This window comes from Bradyrhizobium sp. 87, assembly GCF_023073015.1.
Classification (GTDB): Bacteria; Pseudomonadota; Alphaproteobacteria; order Rhizobiales; family Xanthobacteraceae; genus Bradyrhizobium; species Bradyrhizobium canariense_D.
This window is the reverse complement of record NZ_JADPIQ010000027.1, coordinates 1-20752: the sequence shown is the minus strand read 5'-3', so window position 1 is coordinate 20752 and position 20752 is coordinate 1. Positions and strand designations below refer to the sequence as shown.

Sequence of the window (20752 nt, the reverse complement as noted above, 5' to 3'; positions counted from 1 at the left end):
CGGTGTCCAGCCGCATCAAGAAGCCGGATATACGTCAGCAGTTGTGGCCGTCGATCCTGATCAAGCCAGTCGTTGCAATCGGGCGGGGTCCATATACGTTCCACACACGAGTCAGAGCCCCTTTTGGATGCCGATCGGGGGTCCAGTCCAATGCCGAACGCCACCCGTGTCAGCCACGACGGCTCGTGTGGATCGGTGGGAACTACTACAGCATACCCGACCATACGTGGCGCAGTGTCGACGTGCAGCAATTGCCCGATGTAATCCCATTCTCGATCAAGGCGCAATCGTTGCCGTCCATCCCGTTCTGGAGAAGGCCGCCGGCGAACTCGCGTCGCGCCGGAGCATCGACAGGCGGTCAACCGGTCTAGGCCGCGACCAGGCATATCCGAAGCCCTCGTCGATCGGGCCGGCGATCACATGCCAAGGCGGTCGCTGGGTTTTACCGAGGTGTCGCAAACGCCTCCCCCAATCGGAAGGCCGGCCATAACGATCCACGCGCAGCCGGCAGCGATCGACAGCGTCAAGAAAGGCCTAGTCGCACTCAAGATGCCAGGTGCGCTCAGAATGCTGGACACCACGCTGCGGCGAATTGAAAGAGGGTGAGGTCACCTGGATTGAGGCGCTCGAAACACTTATCGAGGAGCTGACCTTGCGCGACAGTCGCCGTGTCAGCATCGCGCTGAGAATGTCTCGCCTGACCACCGTCAAAAAGGCTCGCTGGCTCGACTTCGCATTCCAGCTCCATCACAATCGCATTCTGGCGCTTGCCCAATCGAAATTCATCTGCTTGCGACACCGGCAAGAGCGATCTCACGACGGCACTCGCGGTCGAGGCCGTCAAGGCGGGAAAGAGCGTCGCGTTCGCCACGATCGCGGACATCGTGACCACCACCGTGCGCGAGCACCTGCGGTTCCTCGCCCGCGCCTCCCTCCTTGTCGTCGACGAAATCGGTTACCTCCCGGTCGCGCCTGGCGGCGGCAACCTGTTCTTCCAGTTGGAAGACGCCCGCTATGACAAGGGCGCGATGATCCTCTATTCGAACTGGCCACAGCAGTGCTTGATCGACTGCTTCCCCACGCAATTGTTATCACATCGAGCTATCGGCTCCGCCAGCACGCCGCTCTCGTTCCGGAAAACGTCCGCTCGCCAACCCGCCGCAGCCCGAGCGCCGCGGCCGCCCGCCTGGAAGGACCAATGACGATTCCGATAGCGGCTGATCCCCGAACCACAATCGCCGTCACCCAGGGAAATCTGGACATTCTCACGGAAAGTTCGCTGCCGGTTGACAGAGATCCATGATCGCCACCAGGTACAGCAGCCATCTGCAGTCGAAACGTAAGTGATGTCGGCGAGCCAGATCCGGTTCGCTGCCGCGGCCCTAAAGTTGCGATCAATGAGGTTTGGCGCGATCGGCAGGCCATGACGGCTGTCGGCAACGCGGTGCGGCCGGGCCATCGTGGCGCCGATGCCTTGCCGATGCGCTAGGCATTCGATCCGGCCACGGCTGGCGCCAGGTCCCTGTGCCCGCAGCGCGGCATAGACCCGTGGGTTGCCGTCCCCGAGCGCCGCTGTCCTGATGAGATATCAATCAAGAGCGCAGCATTGGTCGTCGTGCGTGCGCTGTCCGGACGCTCGCGCCAGGCGTGATAGCCGGCTGGCGAGACCTCGAGCAAGAGACAACAGAACCAATAGGTCCGCTACTAGCTAAGTCCGGGTCACTTGTGTAGGGCGGCAGCGCCAGGCGCAGCGGGCGGGTGCTTGCATTGCGCGATATCGTGCACCGATCGTTGCGGATAACGTGATTTGGTCCGCGCAATCGGAATACGCTGCGCTGTCGCGATTGCTTGTATTGCGGTTGTGGCTCACCAAGCGTCCACGTTCTCGAGTTAACGCATTTAGTCTTGAGCGCATATAGGTCGCAGATCCAGGCAGACTTGACGAGCAATCAATGCGAGGCGCTTTCGCATCGACACGCAAGACCGATCCGCTGCATTGATATTCCGAGCTTTTTTGCTTCAACGCGTCGCGCAAAGCTCCTGGTCAGGAGTCCGGCCGATCGCGCACTCAATGCGTTCGCGCATAGCTGGATCGATATCTTTGGCGCCGAGCAACTTTGGCGCCGGCCGCTCTTGCATTTGAAGAGCTGGTCTATCCCAGCTAGCGCAACTGCAGAGCCCCAGAGTGGCGAAGAGAGCCCAGCACGAAAGCAGACAAAATGAACCCAAGCGCCACCGCACTGTCTTTCGAGGTGAATTCATGCGGCCCTTCTTAAATTGACTGCTGCGCCTGTGAATCGGCTGCAAGGAGCGTGTTGCTGAGTTCCTCGGACGGGGCGTCGTCGTCCTTTGCAGCTGCGAGTGTAATGGATCCGACAGGCTGGATTGTGAAGTCCGAGGCAAGGTCCTGATAGGATAGAACAGCAAGATCGATCCCATTACGGGTGAGAAAGCCGCGGACAAAGCGTCGAATATCCATCGAAGCAAGGATAACCGGCTTGATCTGCGCCCGAACTACGTTCGAATGGATCTGACGCATTTTTGAGAGCAGCGCCTCGCTTTGCCCGTCGCTCAAAACCAAGTAGGGTCCTTTGGCAGTCTCTCGAACCGCGCTGCGCACGATATCCTCGGTTTGACGTTCGATGATAAAGACCGGCACGACGCGGTGTGCGTTGGCATACCGGTGGCAGATTTGCCGTCTCAGACCGGAGCGAACATGTTCCGTGAGCAAGACGACGTTTTGTTCACGTCCGCTCCATTCGGCCAATGCCTCCAAGACCAGCCGTGTGTTCCGGATCGGAATACCCTCGTCCAGGAGGCGCCGCAAGACGTCGGCTACTTTAGGGATTGGCGTCGTACGCAACACCTCCTTGACCAGATCGGAATATTCCGTCTCCATGCGGCCCAGCAACTGGCGCGTCTCCTGGATACCCACCAAGCACTGTGCATAGCGGGTCACCGCCGAATGGACGCGCAAGGCCAGGATTTCAATGGGACGGTGGTGCCCGATGCCGGCTGCTTTTAGAGCCGGTGCATTGCTCTGTTCAATCCAGATTTGATCCGTCTCCCGGTCATGCCGAAACGGGATGCCACTCAATTCAATGTTGGCCGGATCGTCGTGGAGTGCGAGCTGAGTTGGATCAATTAACTCCTGCTCGACGGGCACGCCCTCGACATCCACCCTGTACTGCAACTCTGGCAAGCGCTCGTCGACCTCGATGGGGATGCGCGGAATTGTGATGCCGAGATCAGACGAGATCAGTCCCGAAACGCGTGCAATGTGCTGTTGCAATTCTTCTTTGTCTATCGCCCGTGTCAGACTTGACGCAAGGAACAATGCGATGGGAAGCGCCTCCGCAGGCACGGTTTCCTTGCTAGACTGTGTGGGAGCGGGGCGAGAGACATCAGCGCTTTTCTTGCCGCCTTGGGCCCCACCGTCGGCAAAGCTCGCTGCTGCAAAGACTGTAGCCAAGACGAGAAAGACAGGGAGCGGAAAACCCGGAATAGCCCCCATTACAACGAGGACGCAGGCAGACAGCCGCAATGCCTGCGAGTTTGCTGTGAGCTGGTTAACGATGTCGGTCCCAAGATTGAGCCTTACAACCCCATTTACACGAGTGATGATTGTCGCTGCTGTAATCGAGAGCAGCAGCGAGGGAATTTGTGAGATTAACGCATCACCTATGGTCAGCAGGGTATATTGATGCAGCGCCGCCTGGAAAGACATGCCCTTTGAGAGCAGGCCGATGGTGATCCCGCCCAGCATGTTGACGCAGATAACCACCAATCCTGCGATGGCGTCGCCCTTTACGAATTTCATGGCGCCATCCATAGCCCCGTAAAGCTGGCTTTCTTTCTCCAATGTAGCGCGCCGGCTGCGGGCTTCGTTCTGATCGATATGGCCATTGCGCAATTCCGCATCGATTCCCATCTGCTTGCCTGGCAGAGCATCGAGCGTGAACCGCGCCGCCACCTCCGCCACGCGTTCAGCCCCCTTGGCAACGACGATGAACTGCACCATGGTCACGACTAAAAATATGACAATGCCGACGACGATGTTCCCCGATATGACGAAATCACCGAACGTGCGAATGATGCTGCCGGCATCCCCCTCAGCCAAGATCAGCCGCGTCGTTGATACGGTGAGCGCCAGACGGAATACCGTGGAAATCAGAATGACGCCTGGCAAGGACGAGAAATCAAGTGGAGTGCTAATATAGAGAGCGACCATCAGCAGCAATATGGCGAAGCCCAGATTGAAGCCGACGAGCGTATCGATCGCCACTATCGGGATCGGCATGATCATCATGCCGACCGTCAGAAGAAGCATCAACGCGACCATCAAATCGGAGCTGGCCGACGCGCGCGCAATGATCTTACGCAGGACGCTGGTCATGGGGACCTTCCGATCGTTGATTGATCAGGCCAGTGCCGTCACGCAACGAGACATAGCGTTGGAATGCGGCGAGCGCCTCGTCTATGAGACCGGCCCGCCGCAGGGCGTGGCTACGCAACAGCATCAAAGAGATACGCGCCGAGGGTTCGTCATCAAGTGTGCTCAGTCTATCTATGACCTGCAACGCCTCACCTCCGAGACCTTCCAAGATGAGGGCATAGGCGAGAATCCGTAATAGATCGACATCTCGTGAGTCCTTGCCGACGATGAGTCGCAAGAGAGCAACGGATTCTGCGCTCTGCCCACATGCAAGGTGAAGATAGGAAAGTGTACAGAGCAAATCGCGCTCCTGCCCTGAACGCAGTGAGACGTTATCGGATTCGGAAACGTTGGTCGTCCGTTGCGCTCTATCGGAGTTGAACATTGTTAGGCTTCGATCAAGCTATTCCGATTCTGGCGGAGCAGCGCTAGCCAGTGCAGTCCCTGCCGTAGGACCACGATACCGTCCCCAGCTATTGGATCCGCAGGCGCGGCCGCCAGCTTATGGACGAGACCTTCCAGAACAATGCTATACCGCTCTGCCCGCAGCATGTCTGGATGACGAAGGCTTGGCATGACGAAGGAGAGTAGATCGTGCGCGATATCGCGCCCGTAGAGCGATGCCACCCCAGCGCGTTGCTCGAGCTCATAAATGCGAGTGCGCATCTCGTTGAGACTGACACGCCCGACTGCATCAATATCTTTGGCCCCCGATGCGGCTTCGATCGCTACATCCAGCGGCATATAACGCGTGTTCAGCTCGCCCCAGATCGACGCCAGCTCCTTCTCGCCGTTTGCACGAGCACCGTCCGCCTCACCTTTATTGGGTTGGATGGTCGGCCCTATCGCTGGTTGATGATGGTGCTCGCTGAGTCTCGGCAAAGCAGCGCCAGGCCCGACATCGTAGCGGGACACCTTTGACATGACGATCTCCTTATCCCTTCCTTCGGGCCCGGAAAGCCTAATACGGAACGGCAACAACGCGGCCATTGCGGCTTAGCAACACACGCCCATCCTCGATTCGAGTGACCGCCCATCCGTCGGTCAAGAGAGCGCCGACGAAATACTTCTGCCCACCGACAAGCAGATAGGGCTGGGGTCCGCGCGAAACAGCTTCGATCGCGATTGAGGATGGCTGCTTTTCCTCCTTGACGATCACTCCGTTCACAAGTGTCACCGCGCCGTATGTACGACCATCGAACCATTGCTGGAGCTCCTGCCATTTCGCAGCGGTTGCAGGCGTGACTTTTCCCTCAGCGCTAACAAAACCCGGCCCCGAACCAACCCTGATATCGAGCAGGCCCGCCTTATCAATTTCCTGTTTCAGGACTTCGGCTGCAGCCTGAGCTCGCCGATCGTCAGGCCGGTTCATACCCAGCTTGGGTACCAGCTCTGCGGCAGGCGGCGCAATGCCGGTCGGTGCACCTCCGCTGGCTTTGAAGAGAACGGTCGAGAGACAGCCTACACCAAGACAGCTGAGGAGCACGAGGGCGAGAGCTGAGATCCAAACGCGCGAGAGGCTAATCGACCGAGCCTCAACTGCATTCTGCATCGACCAGCGAATAGACACGGCGCCCGCACGAATGACGGCGGGAAGAAAAAGAACAACACGCTCACCTACGGCAATATCCCCCCCGCCCTCTGGGGTGCTTACGGTCGCAAGAGCCTCAAGCTCAATTGAATTGCCAACGAGGGTGATACGTAGGTGATGCGGCTCAAGCCCTTGTTCGACGAAAACCATATCCGCGTCGAGGCCGCTACCGATAAGGCTCGTTCCGACAGCCGCCTTCCCGCTTAGCCCGGCATAAGGTCCCGACAGCACCTCGAAATGTAAGGAGGCGGCCTCATTCACGGACAATTCTCCGAACTATGAGGAGCACAGCAGGGCGATTGGTCCGCACGACTCATTCCTAGGCCGCACCACTCACGTCATCCCGATGAGGGAAAGGCGGGGCGAGGATTCGCCCCGCCTTTCACGGTTATCCGTTGACGCGCTCGCTGGCCACCTTCCTCTCACTCGATAGCTCGGTCGACAGTGAACGCAACCGGATGTCCTGCACCATGGCTTGCAGGCTAACGGCCTTCAACTCCGCGATTAGCGTCTCGAACGTAGCCGCCCCACCAACCTTCTCAAGTGCAGTTCCAGCGCCTGATGCGGCGGTAGACGCCGTGGACCCGCTGGAACCCGTGGACTTATTATCAGCCTTGCTATCATTGGCGTCGTGGGTACTACCAGTAGAAGAGCTAGTAGAACTTGCTTTCGTCATATCGCTTCACCTTCTGTTTATTTGCCGCCATCGATGGCGGCACTCCACTGACGTCGAAGAACCGGCGTCAGGTATCCTCTTCTGTTTCAGCTACAGCTTCGTGAAGATTTGCCATGTTTCGCTCCATCGCCTGCATCGCGAAGTTGGCAAGAACCGAACCGAAAGCCGACTCGAAGTTCTGACGATCAGCTACCGACTGCGAGCTGTCACTGTCGGAATTGGTATGGATCACGCCTTCGATTGCCCCGGCCATCTGGTGCCCCTCACTTCAGTTCCGCCAAAACGGTGGTATCACCACCGAGCGATTCAGTTTGCTCAGGCTACTGGGATTAGCTGTCGAGAAGCTGACGAGAAGGAGAACAAGCTCAATATCGTCAGCGTGAACCCCAGCTGAGAGCGCGGATTCGCAGGTACATGCCGCGACTGCCACCGCGCGAATTCTCGGCCCCACTTTCAATCTCTACATTATACGACGAGCGCCAGATCGCGGCGCAGGCCCAACGCACCTCATCACATTCCTCGATCAGGCGCACAATGGTGTGATGGCAAGTCAGCGGCAAAACGGCGCGCAATTCGAAATGCCACCGTGGGAATCGGTGGTGATGTTGTTTCGCGGCTCCACAGCGATGGTCACTCGGGGCTGACGACCGCAGGCGCCTGCTTTCCGAAAGCGTCAGAGCAACGTCGTGCCTGCGCATGCTCTGAGCCGGAGATGAGTTTCATGAGCACGATGACGCCTCTTCGGGATGTTAAGACGACCGACATTGGCTCGTCCTGCTCCGTCTAAAGTCGTCAGCTTCTCGAAAGCTCGCCCCCTTAACAGAAGGCCTCGATCTTACGACGCCGATGCCAAGTATTTACCGCAATGGAATGGAAATGAACCAAATGCAGCTCAACAGCGTTTCGCTGCCCGCCAGTGCAGATCCAGCTCGGTTCGGGCTCGTTCCGGGGGCTTTGTCGGCCTTGGGATCATCCGCGCAGACCCCCGGCCAGATTCGGGAAGGCGAACCTTCGATGTTCGAGGCGATGGTGTCCATCTGCTCGCGGGAAGAGAAATCCGACGTTCCCTCCACGCCACCGGATCTGCTGCAGCCAGAGCGACAGATCCCGCAGGATTCGCTGGACCAGTTGTCAGCGCACGGGAAGGCGGCGATCGAGGCGCTGATGAAGGATCCGGTTTTTTCTTCCTCGGTCGATTCCTCCTCGGTCGATTCCTCTTCCGTCGACACCCCTGGTGCAGACGCATCGTCGACGGCTGCTCCATCGCCTGACGTACCGAGCACTCCGGTGCCAAGCTCTAGGATCACGTGGAACGGCGGCACGCTCACCAATGCCGAGTTGCAGATCGTGGCAGTGCTGAACCGGCACAAGGACCAATGCCCACTCAGCTGGGACTCGCTGGCAGCCAAGGCCAGCGATCCGTCGACGCCCCCGGACCTGAAGGAGGCGATCGAAGGATTGCGACGCGATCCAGAGCTCTTCTATGCGATTGGCTCCCAAGGGGACGGCCGCTGCGGCGGCAAGATCAAGGCCAAGGATCTGTCAGAGTTTTCCGCCAGCCATTCGCAGGTTGCTACATTCCAGGAGCAGCAAGCGCAAAGCTACGAGCAGAACTATATTCCATCCGACGGCACCTCGAATGGACAAGCATCGGTCATGACCTTGAATGATGCATCGCGCGAGCTTTACAAGTATTCTGACTACCTGCCCAAGAATTTGAGCTTGGACGATTTCAAGCGGATCGTCGACGGCAAAGCCGACGTCGGTAAGTGTCCGCCTCAGCTGATCGCGGCGGCTCAACACTTCCTCGAGCACCCGGAAGCCTGGAAGCAGTTGTGCGGTGGTGCGACTGATAAAATCCACAAGGAAGACTTCTTGCAAGTCGCCTCGTCGTCGATGAATTCCACGCAAAGCGAGCTGAACACGCTCGACACGATCAACAAGAATCAGAACGCCTTCTTCGGGGACGGTGACCTGACACGACACAAGTTGGCGAGTATGGTCGAGGACAAGACTCTCGACCCGAAGATACGAGAAGCGGCATCGCAACTGCTCTCGGACCCGCTCTTGTTCCGTTTGCTAAACAATTCGATTACGGGCTACAAGACCCATCAGGAGTTCTTCGACTTAGGCGGCGGGCATACGGTCGACTCCGGTAATATCAGCAACAACGACTTTAGGCACTTCTATAGCAACATGTCACCTGCGAACCATACCGTTCAGCAGATCAAGACCCATGTCCCCAAGACCGCCGCTGAACAAAATGCAGTCACAGACATGGTGATGGGGGTATCCGACCAACCCGATGTCGCGTCTCCGAAGAAGAATGGTGGGGTGCTCATGCATGCGGTCGATGACGTAGCCAAGGTGGGTTCGAAGGTGCTCGACTGGGAGGCGACGGCAGTAGGCCTGCTCGGCGTCATTCCGGGACTGGGCGAGTTGGCCGATGGCATTTCGATGGTGCTCGAGCTCGAGTCGCAAGCATTGAGCCTTCTGCATACGGGCATTAGCGGGGGTAATATGAAACAGGCGCTGGAAGAGGTTGGCCTTAATCTTGCGGGGCAGGCCATTAGCTTTGTAGCTGGGCCCGAGGTCAAATTCGCGCTGCGCGAGGGCCTCGCAAAGGAGATGCTCGAACAGAGCGTGCAATTCGGCCTCGATACGGCGATCTCGAAAGTGCAGTCCTATGCCGAGGACCATTTGGACGACCTGAAGGCACGCCTTACCGAGCCCATGCAGGCCGCAGGCGTTCCGAGTCAGGTCGCTACGCCGCCGTTGTCTCAGACGGTGGCCTGAAAGGCGAGTTGCGGGTAAGGTGCGGATTCGTATGCAGGGACGGACCCTTGCAACTTCTGCGCCGCTCGACTGTACGGCGTCGAGAAACTCGGTATGTGCCACGTCATCAGGGCGAAGCCGCCGCTCGGCAAGCGGCGGCGGAAGAACGCGCGCTGCACGCGAGGCGCACCCCAAGCAACTGGCGCCAATCTTCTGAGAAGCCGGCTCCGCAAATTTGAACAGGTCGCAATTGGAGTTTCTGTCGGAAAGCGGCGATCATCGCCGCGAGCAGCTGAGATTGAACAGATGACCGCGCAGGAGCCACAGCCCGGCTTTTCAGGCGAAGGGGGCGCTTGCCACCGTCAAGGGCGACCGGACGATAGCCGAATGGGCCGAGCACTTCGACGTCCACCCCATCCGGTGACGGCCTGGAAAGCTCAGCTTGATGGCCGGGCTTCTGACGTGTTCGGCGCGAGGGGCTCCGCGACGGTTGCGCCCGCGGTCGATGTGAAGTCACTAATGCAAAGAGCGGGGAATTGACGCTGGAGAATGATTCCTAAGAAACGGCAGCACCGACTTGCTGCTCCAAGGGTTCGAGAGCAAAGCGCAATGCCTTGGCACGCCCATGCGAATTGTTGACCACTCGCGTTGGGTAACGCGTCTCGTAGGACGAGGCCCTTGGTGACATAGTCCGTCCGCATCGCAAAGCGTTGTAGAACAGAACTGCGATCTTGCGGCCGCGGCGGTTACCGCCTTGGCCTTGCCGATGCGCGATGAAAGTCGCCTGTAAAAGGCGCCGAGCGCGGTGTCTGTACGACCCGCGTCACGGCAGCAATGCGCAGAAGTTCTGCCGCCCGCGCGGCGCGTTCGGGATGAGAGCATTCTTCCGCCGGAGACCTTGTTGTTCGGCGCCAGTCCCAGCCAGGAGGTAAAATGCTTTGCACTTCGCCACGAGGAGAGGTCGTCGCCCCCTTCAGCGATCAGCTTCAGCGAGAGGTAAGGGCCGAGGCCGTCGAGCGTGGTGGAGTCCTTTCCGACCAACCGAACAGAGCCACGCTGACGTTCGTAAGCTAGAGCGTTCGCCTGATCGGTTCGATTCCGACGCGCCTTCAATACGGCTTCGATCCGGGGCGTCGCAGACAGATGCTTTCTCGTGGTAGGCGTCTAAAGCGCAAGTGCCTGCTGGAGCGCAACCAGACGCTCGGCGGGATAGCTTCCGGTGAGCGCCCTCACGATCGTCTCCGCACTAGCGTGGCAACTGCATTGGCGCAAGCACGCCAGCGCCTCAGGATCGCGCTCGCCGGCAAGGATCACGAGGATGAGGCGCGGCCGGTGGCGCCGGTGATGTCGGCAAGACCTGGTGGAGTTGAAGATTTATCTCCGTCAAGCCCTGCATATGCTTGATGTGGGAGGCCGCGTACTCAATCAGACGCTCGCGCTGGCGCACGTAGGATCGCGGCTCCGCGATCTGTCCTTTCCTATACGCGATTGACGGACCAAACGACGCCTTGGCGGCGGCCACTGGCGGGCTGACGGTACTTCGTGTAGAGCCCTCTGTCGTTGCCGCCCGTGATGCAAGAAGTTTCTGACGTTCGGCGTGTGGACGATGCGGTTTTCTGTCAGGACTTCCTTTACGGCGTCCTCAAGCCGCGTGGCCGGTCTGGTGATCCGCGGATCAAGTCCAAATCTCATCTCCGAGCACCTCGGCTCTAACTGGTTTTCCTGATCCAGATCTCTTCGATCGTTCCGCCCATTTGGGTCGTAGCCTTCTCACACCCTTCACCAACGTAAGGCTATTTCTGCTGCATTCGTCATGATGCCGTCACTGCCTGCGCTGGGTTCCGCAATCCACCTTCCGGGTGGCCATGGTCCAAATCGCCCGAGCCATCTTGGTCGCGAAGGCGATCACCACGAGCATGCGCGGCTTCTGCGAGAGCGCTTCGGCGACACAAGGGCTGCGTTTGCGCTCAGGCAATCTACCACTTAGCCGGCGGCCAGACCGTCGTCCGCCAATGATCCCAGCAGAGCTGGCTCGAGATCGGAAGACGAGCCTCGGGCATGGTAGTCGATGGCTCAGCTCCGGCTGCCTGTCTTCCCGACTCGGCTTTGGAAGGCGGAGCTTCCATGAGTTCGAGCACGGCGCACCGCGACGAGCTCGACGCCTCGGCAGGTCCGGGTGCCCCGCATCGTGTTCCCCTTGCCACGCGCCGCTTGCACCAGTCCAGCACCTCCTCGCCTTGTTTTGGGTGGATAACGTGGAAGCCTGCATCGCGCAACGCATCCACGATACGCGGTCGAGCTGCCCAAAGGCGTGGTCGGATTTTCCTTTATGCGCTGGCGTCAGCTTACGGACAGCTAGGCTGTTTATCAAGCGGGTAAGGTCTAACGACCTGAAACAATGCAAGATGTATGATCCAGGTGCAGTCGTCATGTACGGTCGCGTTAACAATTGGCCCGATATTCCGGCCGAGGAAAGATATCATCGGGCAGCCAAGGCTGAGGAAGCGGGTGCCGAAAGCCAGGGCTTCGCCGATGCGTTCGCTAGAACGCGATTGCAGGAGTCTGCTGACAGCTCACCTTCGCAACCGAGTTATTCCCTCGTTCGAAAACCTCCTGTGGTCGAGATCGACAGAGCTACCTTCCGGACAGAAGTGAGGACCTTTCATAGCGACGCAATCAACCGCATCGCCAACAATCCACACGAGTACTCGGAATTTGTATCCGCAAGAGCTAAGCGCACAGCAGAGGTCGCGAGGGAATACGGTATCAGAAGAGATTCAGAAGACGCCCGATATTACAGCTACCAATTAGGAAATGTGAGCGTCGGCCTCCAAAGAACGGAGGCCGGATTCAACATGAGTGAGTTCGAAAGCGATAAGTGGCGAGAACAGTTCCCTGGACGAAGTGAAGTCACCTCAATTGTGGATTTTCAGGTTGCTCATCCGCTTGTCGCCAACGCCGGCGATATTCTGCTCGAACATCAACTTCGGCAAGACGGCGAACGACCATTGGTGAACTGGCGTCCTGCTAATGCAGAGGCGAAGGCCCGCGCAGAGACAATGGGCTTCGTCGAAGTGGATGAGGACGACATGGTACTTGACCCCACTCAGTCCGCCCAGTGGACAAAAAACAGCCTTGGTGAATGGCAACGTGCAACTAAATCTCAGCTTTATCTCTCCAAAGTCGATAGTGACACTGAGCTTGCAGCAGATTCCGAAGAGGATGGTGACTTTATGTAATGCGATATCCGCAGGCATTCATGTTTGGCAGGCGGTGGAGCAAGGAGAGCAGGCAAACGGACAGCTGCGGCAGAGATCAAGCCTTAGCCCAGCGAAATCGACAATTCGACTGGATCGGCGAGGTGCTTTGTACAACGGCACCAATGTTCACCATCAGCCCGGTGCGAGGTGGTTTCGCCGTTTGATGCGCCTATCTGAGGGAGATAAGGTGTCTCGGCCATTTCGGTCGAAGACACCGAATCAGGAGAGATGTCGAACGAATTGAGCCACAGAAATCCATGCGCTCTGATCCTGGCGCTAAGCTCTGCGCCGCTGCCGCCGACCTTAAGGACGGACGTGTTGACGGCGCGATGTGGCCCGTCCTGAACCGGCTTAATACCAGACGCGATCTCGACAAGCTTGTGTGCGGCGGCTTCGGAGCCAAGCGAGCTTGATCGACGGCCAACGTCATCAGGTTCGGACTGACTCACTGCCGCCAAGCATCGTGGAATCGTCGCCGCTAAGAAGGCGGTTTGAGCGCCTGCGACCGGACACCTGCTTGCCAGAGGACGATCAGGATTGATGTCAGCAAATCCCTCGACCAGGCGGGCACGCGGCGGAGGTTGTCGCCGACGGCGGTGAGAATGACGTTGCTCGCGTCGCCCTCACGCCCTTGGGATGGCAGCGGCCGAGGTGGCCATCGCTCTTCATGTGGCCAATAATGGGTCGTTGGCTGAACGGCCCGGAGCTCGCGCTCGATGACGCAGAAGACAGAAGACGCGGCCCGGAGATGAAGACGCGGCGCGGTCCTATCGGTGTTTATGGCCGCGATAGCCCTGGTCGACATAGGCGCGCTCGATCGCGCAGCCGGTTAGCGTTTCCGTCGCGTCGATGATGGTGCCGCGCGAGTGTCCGTCATAGTGATTGCCGGACGGTGCGCGAGCGTGCAGCACGGAACTGGCCGCCCAGCGCGCGGCCGTGGTGGTGACGATCGAGGCCTTGACGCCGAACTCGGAAGGCGCTGCCGCCTTGCCTTTGCGGATGTACTCGACCTCGGGCGAATGGAAGGAATAGAGTTTCCTGCGCTGCCGCTGCTGTTGCGATCCGCGCATCAACGTCAGTACGGCGTCGTTCTTTCTTCCTGCTCATTTTCTGAACCTCGGTTGAGAGCCCGCCGCGGCCCGTCACGGGTTCGGAAGCCGGAGAATTCAGGGGGCCGGCGCACCCTTAGGCCGAAACGAAATGAAGGGCGGCCAAGCCGCTGCGCCCGCCACCGGCCCCTCAGACCAACAGCGGGGACGGGCGCACGTGGCGACCATTTTGGGCCTCGTATATTGAACCGGTAGGCTGCAGCGGCCTTGCTCCGCCCTCGACTACGCTTCGCACCACGCCTCTCGACCATTGGGCGTCCACCGGCCTCTCGCGGTCGCGGCGAGAGTGCGATTTGATGTGATAGCGATTCTGGACTCGCACGACCAACTGGAGGAGGATCATCGTCTGTGTCGGTGGGCGAAACTGGCTACAGGTGAGCACATCTAGACGCTGCGCCTGCATGCTTGGCTTGGGTGGCTATCAATGTTGAACACGCCCCTCTTCAACTCACCGGTGGACCTTTCATCGCCCGCGCCGCGCGATCTCGTCAGCGACTGCGCTCGCGGCGCGCACGAGCCGTTGAGGCAGGGGTCTCGAACATGCCAGAGTCTCATCATTGGGTTCATCGCTGCCCTGTTCGAGAGCCTCGGCAGCCAGCGCGCTTATTACCGATGCCTTGCGCGGGCGGTTTCAAGTGGTGCCGATGGAGGCGATGGATCGTCTCTGACGTGATCAGGAAGACATAGGCGTGTTCGAGCGTATGGCCCATGCCAAGGTAAAGATCGTCACTTTGGCCGAATAAGCTGCTGCGAAAGCCGCAGCGCCGCATCAATCGTGACGCAGCGAGCAGGCAGGCGCGCTACTGATTGGATCGGCAGATCTTGCGGAGCGGTTCGACTCGGCACCGGTTGCGCCGTGACAGCGCCCGCTTCCGGTACAGGGAAGCCTGTGGTTGCGCAAACCTCGGCCAGCTCCACGATCGGCCTCCCCGTACGGTGCGTCCGTCTTCTCGGGGGCAAAATAGATGAGGCATCGTCTTCGGGAACACCCCCTTCATAAGGCAATACGCGCTCTCATCGTGAATTGTCGGGCCATAATGTTGCCCCGAACGGACCAAACCGCGTACCAACTCTGAAAACCAAAGGGTGCAGGCGCTTCGTGATAAATGCGGGGAGCGTCGGCGGTCGAAATTGATCTCAAACACGACAATCGTCGACGCCAATGTCCGGCAGTACCTCGTCACGGTCTAGGCTCGACTAATGGCCAGACACACGTCCGCCTTGTAAGGAGCGGTTCATCTGCAGGGTTTGCCATAAGCGCGGCACCATCCTAAGGGCCATTCCCATGAGAAAGCGTGCCGACCAAAAATTGCAACATCTCCACGTCGTGTACGCGTCAATCGAGCTTTCTCTCCTGGTGCCGACTTCGAGACTCTTCCATGCGAGATCCGTACGAAGGCCGATCTCGTGGTCCTTCTCACTCTCGTAGGCCCTATCGAGCACCGCCCGCACCCGAGACGTTGCCTAGGCTTCGAACATCGGGATAGTCCCGAGAAAGAATGATCAAATCGACCGGGTTTGCAGAATTAGATTGATTAAGGCCACCGCACAAACCTGTCCAGGGGCTGCGAGATACCAGATACCGGTATTTCCAAGTCCGTTAGGTATCAACGCCTGCTCGGCGAACGTCCGCTTTGGGCAATCGGATTGAACGCTCGAGCTTGCGAACAGCCGAAAGCGCGGACTCACATAGGCATAGAAGCCTAGGGAAGCGATTGGGCGATCAGCAAGCGCATCAAGCGACCTATCGTAGGCATGAAGGCAGATCTCTGTAAGAGCGCGGACCACCAATCGCCGGGCCTGAAGCACTTCCGGAGAAGCGCACCGCTTCGGGACCAGCAAAAAGCAGCCGATCATCGGCGCCACAGGCAGATATCAGCTAGGCAACTCATTGCCGTCTGCTCGATCAGAGACAAGCCACAATCGAAGCTTCTCTTGCCCGCGAGGTGCCACTATGTCACGTTTCAAACGCATTCACCTTGTGTTCGTCGTCACGATCGGCGCCAAGAGCACGACGAGGCACATGAGCCCGGCTAGGACCCCAAATGCGGCTGGCAGTCCCACGTACTTGGCTAGTAAGCCGATACCAGCTGGTCCAATGAGAATTCCGGCATAACCCACCGTCATGATCGCGGCAATCGCCGGACCAACGGGCATCGCCTCCTGCGTGCCGGCGCGCCGGAACAGAATCGGGGCGACATTCGATAGGCCAAGACCAATGAGCAGCAAGCCCATCATGGCGATGACGGCCACCCGTGCCGCCAGCAGAGCTCCGAAACCTGCCAAGGCCAGTAGACTTCCGAACATAAGTGTCGCGCGGTCCCCCGCGCGTTCGACGACGGCGTCGCCAGCAAGGCGTCCCACCGTCATGGCTATGGAGAACAGTACATACGCTAAGCCGCCCTGCGTCTTTGGAGCAAGACCAGCGCCGACGACCAACAAGGCAGCCCAATCGAGCATCGCGCCTTCGATAAGGAAGGCGATCGCCGCAATCACGGCTAGAAGGAGCACGATGGAACGCGGCAGAACGAACGACGGTCCCTGGTCCGCCTGCGCCGTTGGTACCAATCGCGGCCACGCCAGCATGATCGCGATCACTATCAATCCCGAGCAGACCACAGCCGAAACAAATGCGTCAATCTGCAGCGAGAGAAAAGCGGTCATGGCTGCAGACCCCACAAGTCCCCCGATGCTGAATTGAGCGTGGAAGCTGGACATCAGCGGGCACTCCGCCGTGCGCTCCACCTCCATCGCATGAATGTTCGCCGCCACGCTAATCGAACCTATCGAGGCGCCTAAGGCGAATAGCGCGGCGCCGAGCGCCAACTTGCTAGCTGTCGTGAGGCACGGCAGGACGATCGCGAGACTAAGCCCACCCACAAGAATGATCAGCCTGACGCCGTAGCGGGCGCTCAAAACACTGGTCAGAAGCATCGCGATGATGGATCCAGCACCCAGGCAGAGCAGTAGTAGGCCAAGTACGCCGTCATCGGCCGCCAGCCGGTCTTTCGCAAATGGTATGAGCGGGGCCCAGGCCCCGAAGCCAAACCCGGGAACGAAGAATGCAAGACGCGTTGCTAAGCGAGAGGATGGTTGACCAGCAGACGCCATGACAGGGACCCTATTGATAGACGACCTGCGGGCGCTGTACCAGCGACGGGCTCCCGAGCGACAGAGAGTGCGCAGGTTCGGCGGTCGAGAGGACATCGTTTGTTGGCGCAATCCGCCATGCCGGACGGTTCAGCGCGTGATATCGGATCGCGTCGATCGTCACTCTAATTCGATCCGCGACGACATCTTTGATTGCAAATACGATGCCACCGCGAAAACGCACGTGACGCCTCGATCCGGCCTCGATACGATCGGACAACTGTGCCGGCTAGGCATGGAGCGTCGGGGGCTCTCAACAAGCTTGTTACTTGCTGAATTGGTGAGCGCGGTCGCGCACGGAAGGAGCACGAAGCACCCGAGTGCGCCTCGAGACCGCGTATTACGATTTGGTGACGCCCTTCAGCGCGCCAACGCGGCCTCGCCTTCCGTAGTCATATCCGCGACAAGTCAACATGGCTCAGTCGCAAAGCTGACAACGAGACGAAACTCCATCCGCCGATCGCAATCGGTCTCAATGCGAGGCGATGGGTTTGCAACCCTGTTACTCTGGGCTTGCGTAGTCTGCCATAGCTTGTGGCAACCGACATCGCGGTGTAGACGCCGACATAAACACTTTGATCATGGAAGGCACGCAGAGGCTTATGTGCCTGCTAGACTCACGGTCTTTGTCAACGCCCCCCTCACGGCACGCCATTGACGACTTCTTCATCCAATTGGCTGTGCATATGGACCGGCATTGATTCTTGTCCGTGTGCGGAGGGATGCGCTCGTTGCCCAACAGTTCATCCAGAAAGCTCCCCCGCCCGAGATTGCGACCCGCTCGTGCGTAAACAGCGGACGAATCCGTTGCTTGGCCTGCCGCAACAAAGAAGCCTACAGCGTTGCGCATCTTCGACCGAATCCCGAATGATGGTGGCCCATAGATTCAGAACCACCCGAAAATTGCAACTGTAGTGCTAGATCCGGTGCGCCAAATGCATCGAACTCCGTCCGGATCGCGTGTCGGTGTTCCGTTACGCGCATATTCTCTCCTTCAAGAAGGATCAGTGCAAGATCGGCGAATACGCGCTGCCCCAGACAGTCGTGCGTCATCTTCAGTCGGAATTGATTGCGCAAGCCCCCGGTCGACGCGGGCTACGTGCGCATTAGTTTCGACCACTTCGATCTACCCCGGCTAGAACTCTTGCCGCGGCGAAGCGCGAGGGGCGGCCGCGTCGGAACTTCCAGGGTTACACCGACGAGACCGCCGAAACGGATAAGAAGAACACAGTTTGTCGATCTGGTTCTGAATTGCGCTACAGAGTTGGCAACGCGAGCAGTACGTTGTCGATCAGCCGAGTCGAACCGACGTAGGCTGCGGCACAGAGCGCCGCCGGAAGCCGCAGCGGACTCGCGGCGCGCTTGAGCGTATCACCATCGACAAGTTCAAGGTATTGCAGCCGATCAATGGTCTCAAGATGCCGCTCCGCGATCGCAATCAGCTTATCCACCTCGCGCACTCCTGAGCGGAACTCATCCGCCGCGGCGAACAGCCCACGACTGATGGCAACGGCTCGCCGACGTTCTTCCTCGCTCAGATTGCGATTGCGACTGCTCATCGCGAGCCCGTCCGGTTCCCGAACGGTTGGCACGGTGACGATCTCGATCGGAAGATTGAGATCAGTTGCCATGCGACGCACGACCGCGCATTGCTGAAAATCCTTTTGCCCGAAAAACACGACGTCCGGACGCACCATGTTGAACAGCTTGCATACCACGGTTGCGACGCCGCGAAAATGCCCAGGCCTAAAAGCCCCGCATAGTGGCTTCGCCAATTCGCCCGGTTCGACGAAGGTCTCGAATTGAGCCGGATAGACTTCCCGTGCACCCGGCGCGAAGACAATCGCAACACCGGCATCGCGGCACAATTTTTCATCGCGCAGGAAATCGCGAGGATAGCTGCTGAGATCCTCGTTTGGTCCGAACTGCGTCGGATTGACGAAGATGCTAACGACGGTGACGTCGCATTGCGCTCGGCTCGCCTTGACCAGGGCCAGATGGCCCTCGTGCAAATAGCCCATTGTCGGCACGAGCCCGACGCGTTTGCCCGCGCTGCAAGCCTTCGCGAGTTCACGACGAAGCTCAGCGACCGTCGTAATCGTCTGCATCGTAGCACCTTACATCAGGTTGTCTTAGGAGGAGCCCAGTTTGCGATGATGTCACCCAGGCTTTCAGGAAGCCGATAGGACTCTTGCGGCGCCGGGAACGCTCCACTGCGGACATCGGTAGCCCAGCGCGACAGCGCCTCCTGCAACAGCTGAAAACCATCTGCATAGGCGCGAACGAATTTGGCCCGATGACCTTCGGTCAGCCCCAGCACATCATGGAATACGAGCACTTGGCCCGAGCACCCGGGACCCGCGCCGATTCCAATAGTTGGTATCGACAGCGATTCGGTCGCTCGCTGGGCTAGCTCGGCCGGAATGCCTTCAAGCACCAACGCGAAGCATCCGGCCTCCTGCAGACGGTGAGCGTCATCAAGCAGCCGCAAAGCGTCATCGGCTTTCCGGCCCTGCACCTTGAATCCGCCCATGATATTGACGCTCTGCGGGGTGAGGCCGAGATGGCCCATGACGGGAATTTCGCAACCGACCAGGGCGCGCACCATTTCCACGCGCTTGGCCCCGCCCTCGAGTTTCACTGCATCTGCACCTCGCTGCAGGAATCCTCCGGCGTTGCGTATCGTCTCCTCCGGACTGAGGTGAAAGCTAAGAAACGGCATATCGGCCACGAGCAGGGCACGGGGCCTTGTGCGCGCAACAGCCTCGAGATGATGATTCATCATCGCCACGCTGACAGGCAACGTGTTGTCGAATCCGAGGCAGACGTTGCCAACACTGTCGCCGACAAGAATGATGTCGACGATGGGGTCAGCGATGCCTGCAGTAACCGCATCGTAGGCGGTGGTCATGGCGACACGCCGCCGCTCCTGCTTCCATCGCTGCAGGATTGGAATCGTGATCCGCTCAACTGATACTTCCGAAGCGTGGCTCATTTTCGATCCGTTCCGTCAGATGGCCTCAGGTCGATTTCGCAGCTCTAAGCGATACAATTTAATCTCACCTGTCTCGCCTACGATTTTGAAGCCACCGCCCTCCCGAAGTCCCCGCGTCACCGAATATGCTAGGCGAACGGTAATCCGATTCTTGAGACCGAAGCAGTTGAGTATTGCGCGCATCCCGGGGGACCACCCTTTTTCTATGGCGGACGAGTGAAAACTCGTCAACCATGAAAGGGAAACATACGCCTCCAAAGTAGCAGGCGCGTGCATAAAAACTCCAATGGTCGCGCGACCATCAAGCAAGAACTCCCAGATTCAAATTGTCATTTGGAAGCGCGTTGCGTCACGCTGGGCCTCAGGGCGCGCCGATGCGATCATTCTGGCAATTTGCCTGCGGCGTTGTCTTAACCGCATCTCTTGCATGTCGGACTGGCTGGCTCTGCCCAGTGAGGCAATACTCTACCGGAGCGAGTTCTTTTCCGAGCCTCATCAAGTTCAACTGCAGCCAGAGGATTTGTTGCCGCTCACACCTGCGGCATACTTCCCCATACAGAGCTGATAGAAATTGCGTACCATGCCCTGCTCCAATCCCTTCCCCGGGATACTTGGCACTTTCCAGCTCCCGAAACAGGCCTCGCGCTCACCCTCTGTTGTAGCTGCGTATTTCGGCGATGGTGAGCGGCGATTTCAGGCGATCGTGAGCAGCTGTTTCGCGCGATGATGAGCAGCGGCTTTGACCGACATGGGTGATTGGT

General features: G+C 58.8%; 14 protein-coding genes and 1 pseudogene. 3 read left to right on the top strand and 12 right to left on the bottom strand.

The window, feature by feature from the left end; all coding sequences use genetic code 11:
* Positions 1-562 precede the first annotated feature (562 nt).
* Entirely contained in the window at positions 563-883 is a 321-nt protein-coding gene (locus IVB50_RS42545; RefSeq protein WP_276577027.1) for a hypothetical protein, read from the bottom strand.
* On the opposite strand from IVB50_RS42545, the gene IVB50_RS42540 reads away from it, so the two are divergent.
* Positions 768-1202: an ATP-binding protein gene (locus tag IVB50_RS42540; RefSeq protein ID WP_276577026.1), complete on the top strand. Its 435-nt coding sequence runs from the start codon at positions 768-770 to the stop codon at positions 1200-1202. The two genes, IVB50_RS42545 and IVB50_RS42540, sit on opposite strands and share 116 nt — an antisense overlap.
* A 1070-nt stretch (positions 1203-2272) precedes the next feature.
* Here the strand turns inward: IVB50_RS42540 and sctV are convergent.
* The 5 genes from sctV to IVB50_RS08195 form a co-directional block, all read right to left on the bottom strand.
* Positions 2273-4396: a type III secretion system export apparatus subunit SctV gene (gene sctV, locus IVB50_RS08215; RefSeq protein WP_247295347.1), complete on the bottom strand. Its 2124-nt coding sequence runs from the start codon at positions 4394-4396 to the stop codon at positions 2273-2275.
* Entirely contained in the window at positions 4377-4820 is a 444-nt protein-coding gene (locus tag IVB50_RS08210; RefSeq protein WP_247295345.1) for a histidine kinase, read from the bottom strand. Before IVB50_RS08210 ends, sctV begins: the two co-directional genes overlap by 20 nt.
* Before the next feature lie 2 nt (positions 4821-4822).
* A complete protein-coding gene (locus IVB50_RS08205) occupies positions 4823-5359 on the bottom strand; it encodes a hypothetical protein (RefSeq protein ID WP_247295343.1) in 537 nt (178 codons plus the stop codon).
* A 37-nt stretch (positions 5360-5396) separates the two neighbouring features.
* Positions 5397-6287 (bottom strand): FHA domain-containing protein, encoded by an 891-nt coding sequence (locus IVB50_RS08200; protein WP_247295341.1) that lies wholly within the window; start codon positions 6285-6287, stop codon positions 5397-5399.
* A gap of 482 nt (positions 6288-6769) precedes the next feature.
* Positions 6770-6955 carry a hypothetical protein gene (locus tag IVB50_RS08195; RefSeq protein ID WP_247295340.1) on the bottom strand — a complete coding sequence of 62 codons (186 nt, stop codon included), beginning with the start codon at positions 6953-6955 and terminating at the stop codon, positions 6770-6772.
* Between the two features lie 632 nt (positions 6956-7587).
* Here IVB50_RS08195 and IVB50_RS08190 point away from each other — a divergent pair.
* Positions 7588-9498, top strand: a complete 1911-nt coding sequence (locus tag IVB50_RS08190; RefSeq protein ID WP_276577025.1) for an HrpF/NolX family T3SS translocon protein — start codon at positions 7588-7590, stop codon at positions 9496-9498.
* Positions 9499-9993: 495 nt separating this feature from the next.
* Here the strand turns inward: IVB50_RS08190 and IVB50_RS08185 are convergent, their stop codons facing one another.
* Complete coding sequence (locus IVB50_RS08185; RefSeq protein WP_247295338.1) at positions 9994-10518, bottom strand: IS110 family transposase; 525 nt, start codon at positions 10516-10518, stop codon at positions 9994-9996.
* 1388 nt (positions 10519-11906) lie between these two features.
* Between IVB50_RS08185 and IVB50_RS08180 the strand changes: the two genes are divergently transcribed.
* Positions 11907-12716: an effector protein NopP gene (locus IVB50_RS08180; RefSeq protein ID WP_276577024.1), complete on the top strand. Its 810-nt coding sequence runs from the start codon at positions 11907-11909 to the stop codon at positions 12714-12716.
* An 83-nt stretch (positions 12717-12799) separates the two neighbouring features.
* On the opposite strand, the gene IVB50_RS08175 is transcribed toward IVB50_RS08180, so the two are convergent.
* From IVB50_RS08175 to panB, 5 genes and pseudogenes are all read right to left on the bottom strand, one after another.
* Positions 12800-13186, bottom strand: a complete 387-nt coding sequence (locus IVB50_RS08175; RefSeq protein ID WP_247295336.1) for a hypothetical protein — start codon at positions 13184-13186, stop codon at positions 12800-12802.
* Between the two features lie 29 nt (positions 13187-13215).
* Positions 13216-13801: pseudogene (locus IVB50_RS08170) on the bottom strand (IS5/IS1182 family transposase); the annotation flags it as partial.
* A 2019-nt stretch (positions 13802-15820) separates the two neighbouring features.
* Entirely contained in the window at positions 15821-16957 is a 1137-nt protein-coding gene (locus tag IVB50_RS08165) for an MFS transporter (protein ID WP_247295334.1), read from the bottom strand.
* 1295 nt (positions 16958-18252) lie between these two features.
* Positions 18253-19104: a pantoate--beta-alanine ligase gene (gene panC / locus IVB50_RS08160; protein ID WP_247295331.1), complete on the bottom strand. Its 852-nt coding sequence runs from the start codon at positions 19102-19104 to the stop codon at positions 18253-18255.
* A 14-nt stretch (positions 19105-19118) separates the two neighbouring features.
* A complete protein-coding gene (gene panB / locus IVB50_RS08155; RefSeq protein WP_247295328.1) occupies positions 19119-19991 on the bottom strand; it encodes a 3-methyl-2-oxobutanoate hydroxymethyltransferase in 873 nt (290 codons plus the stop codon).
* Between the last annotated feature and the right edge of the window lie 761 nt (positions 19992-20752).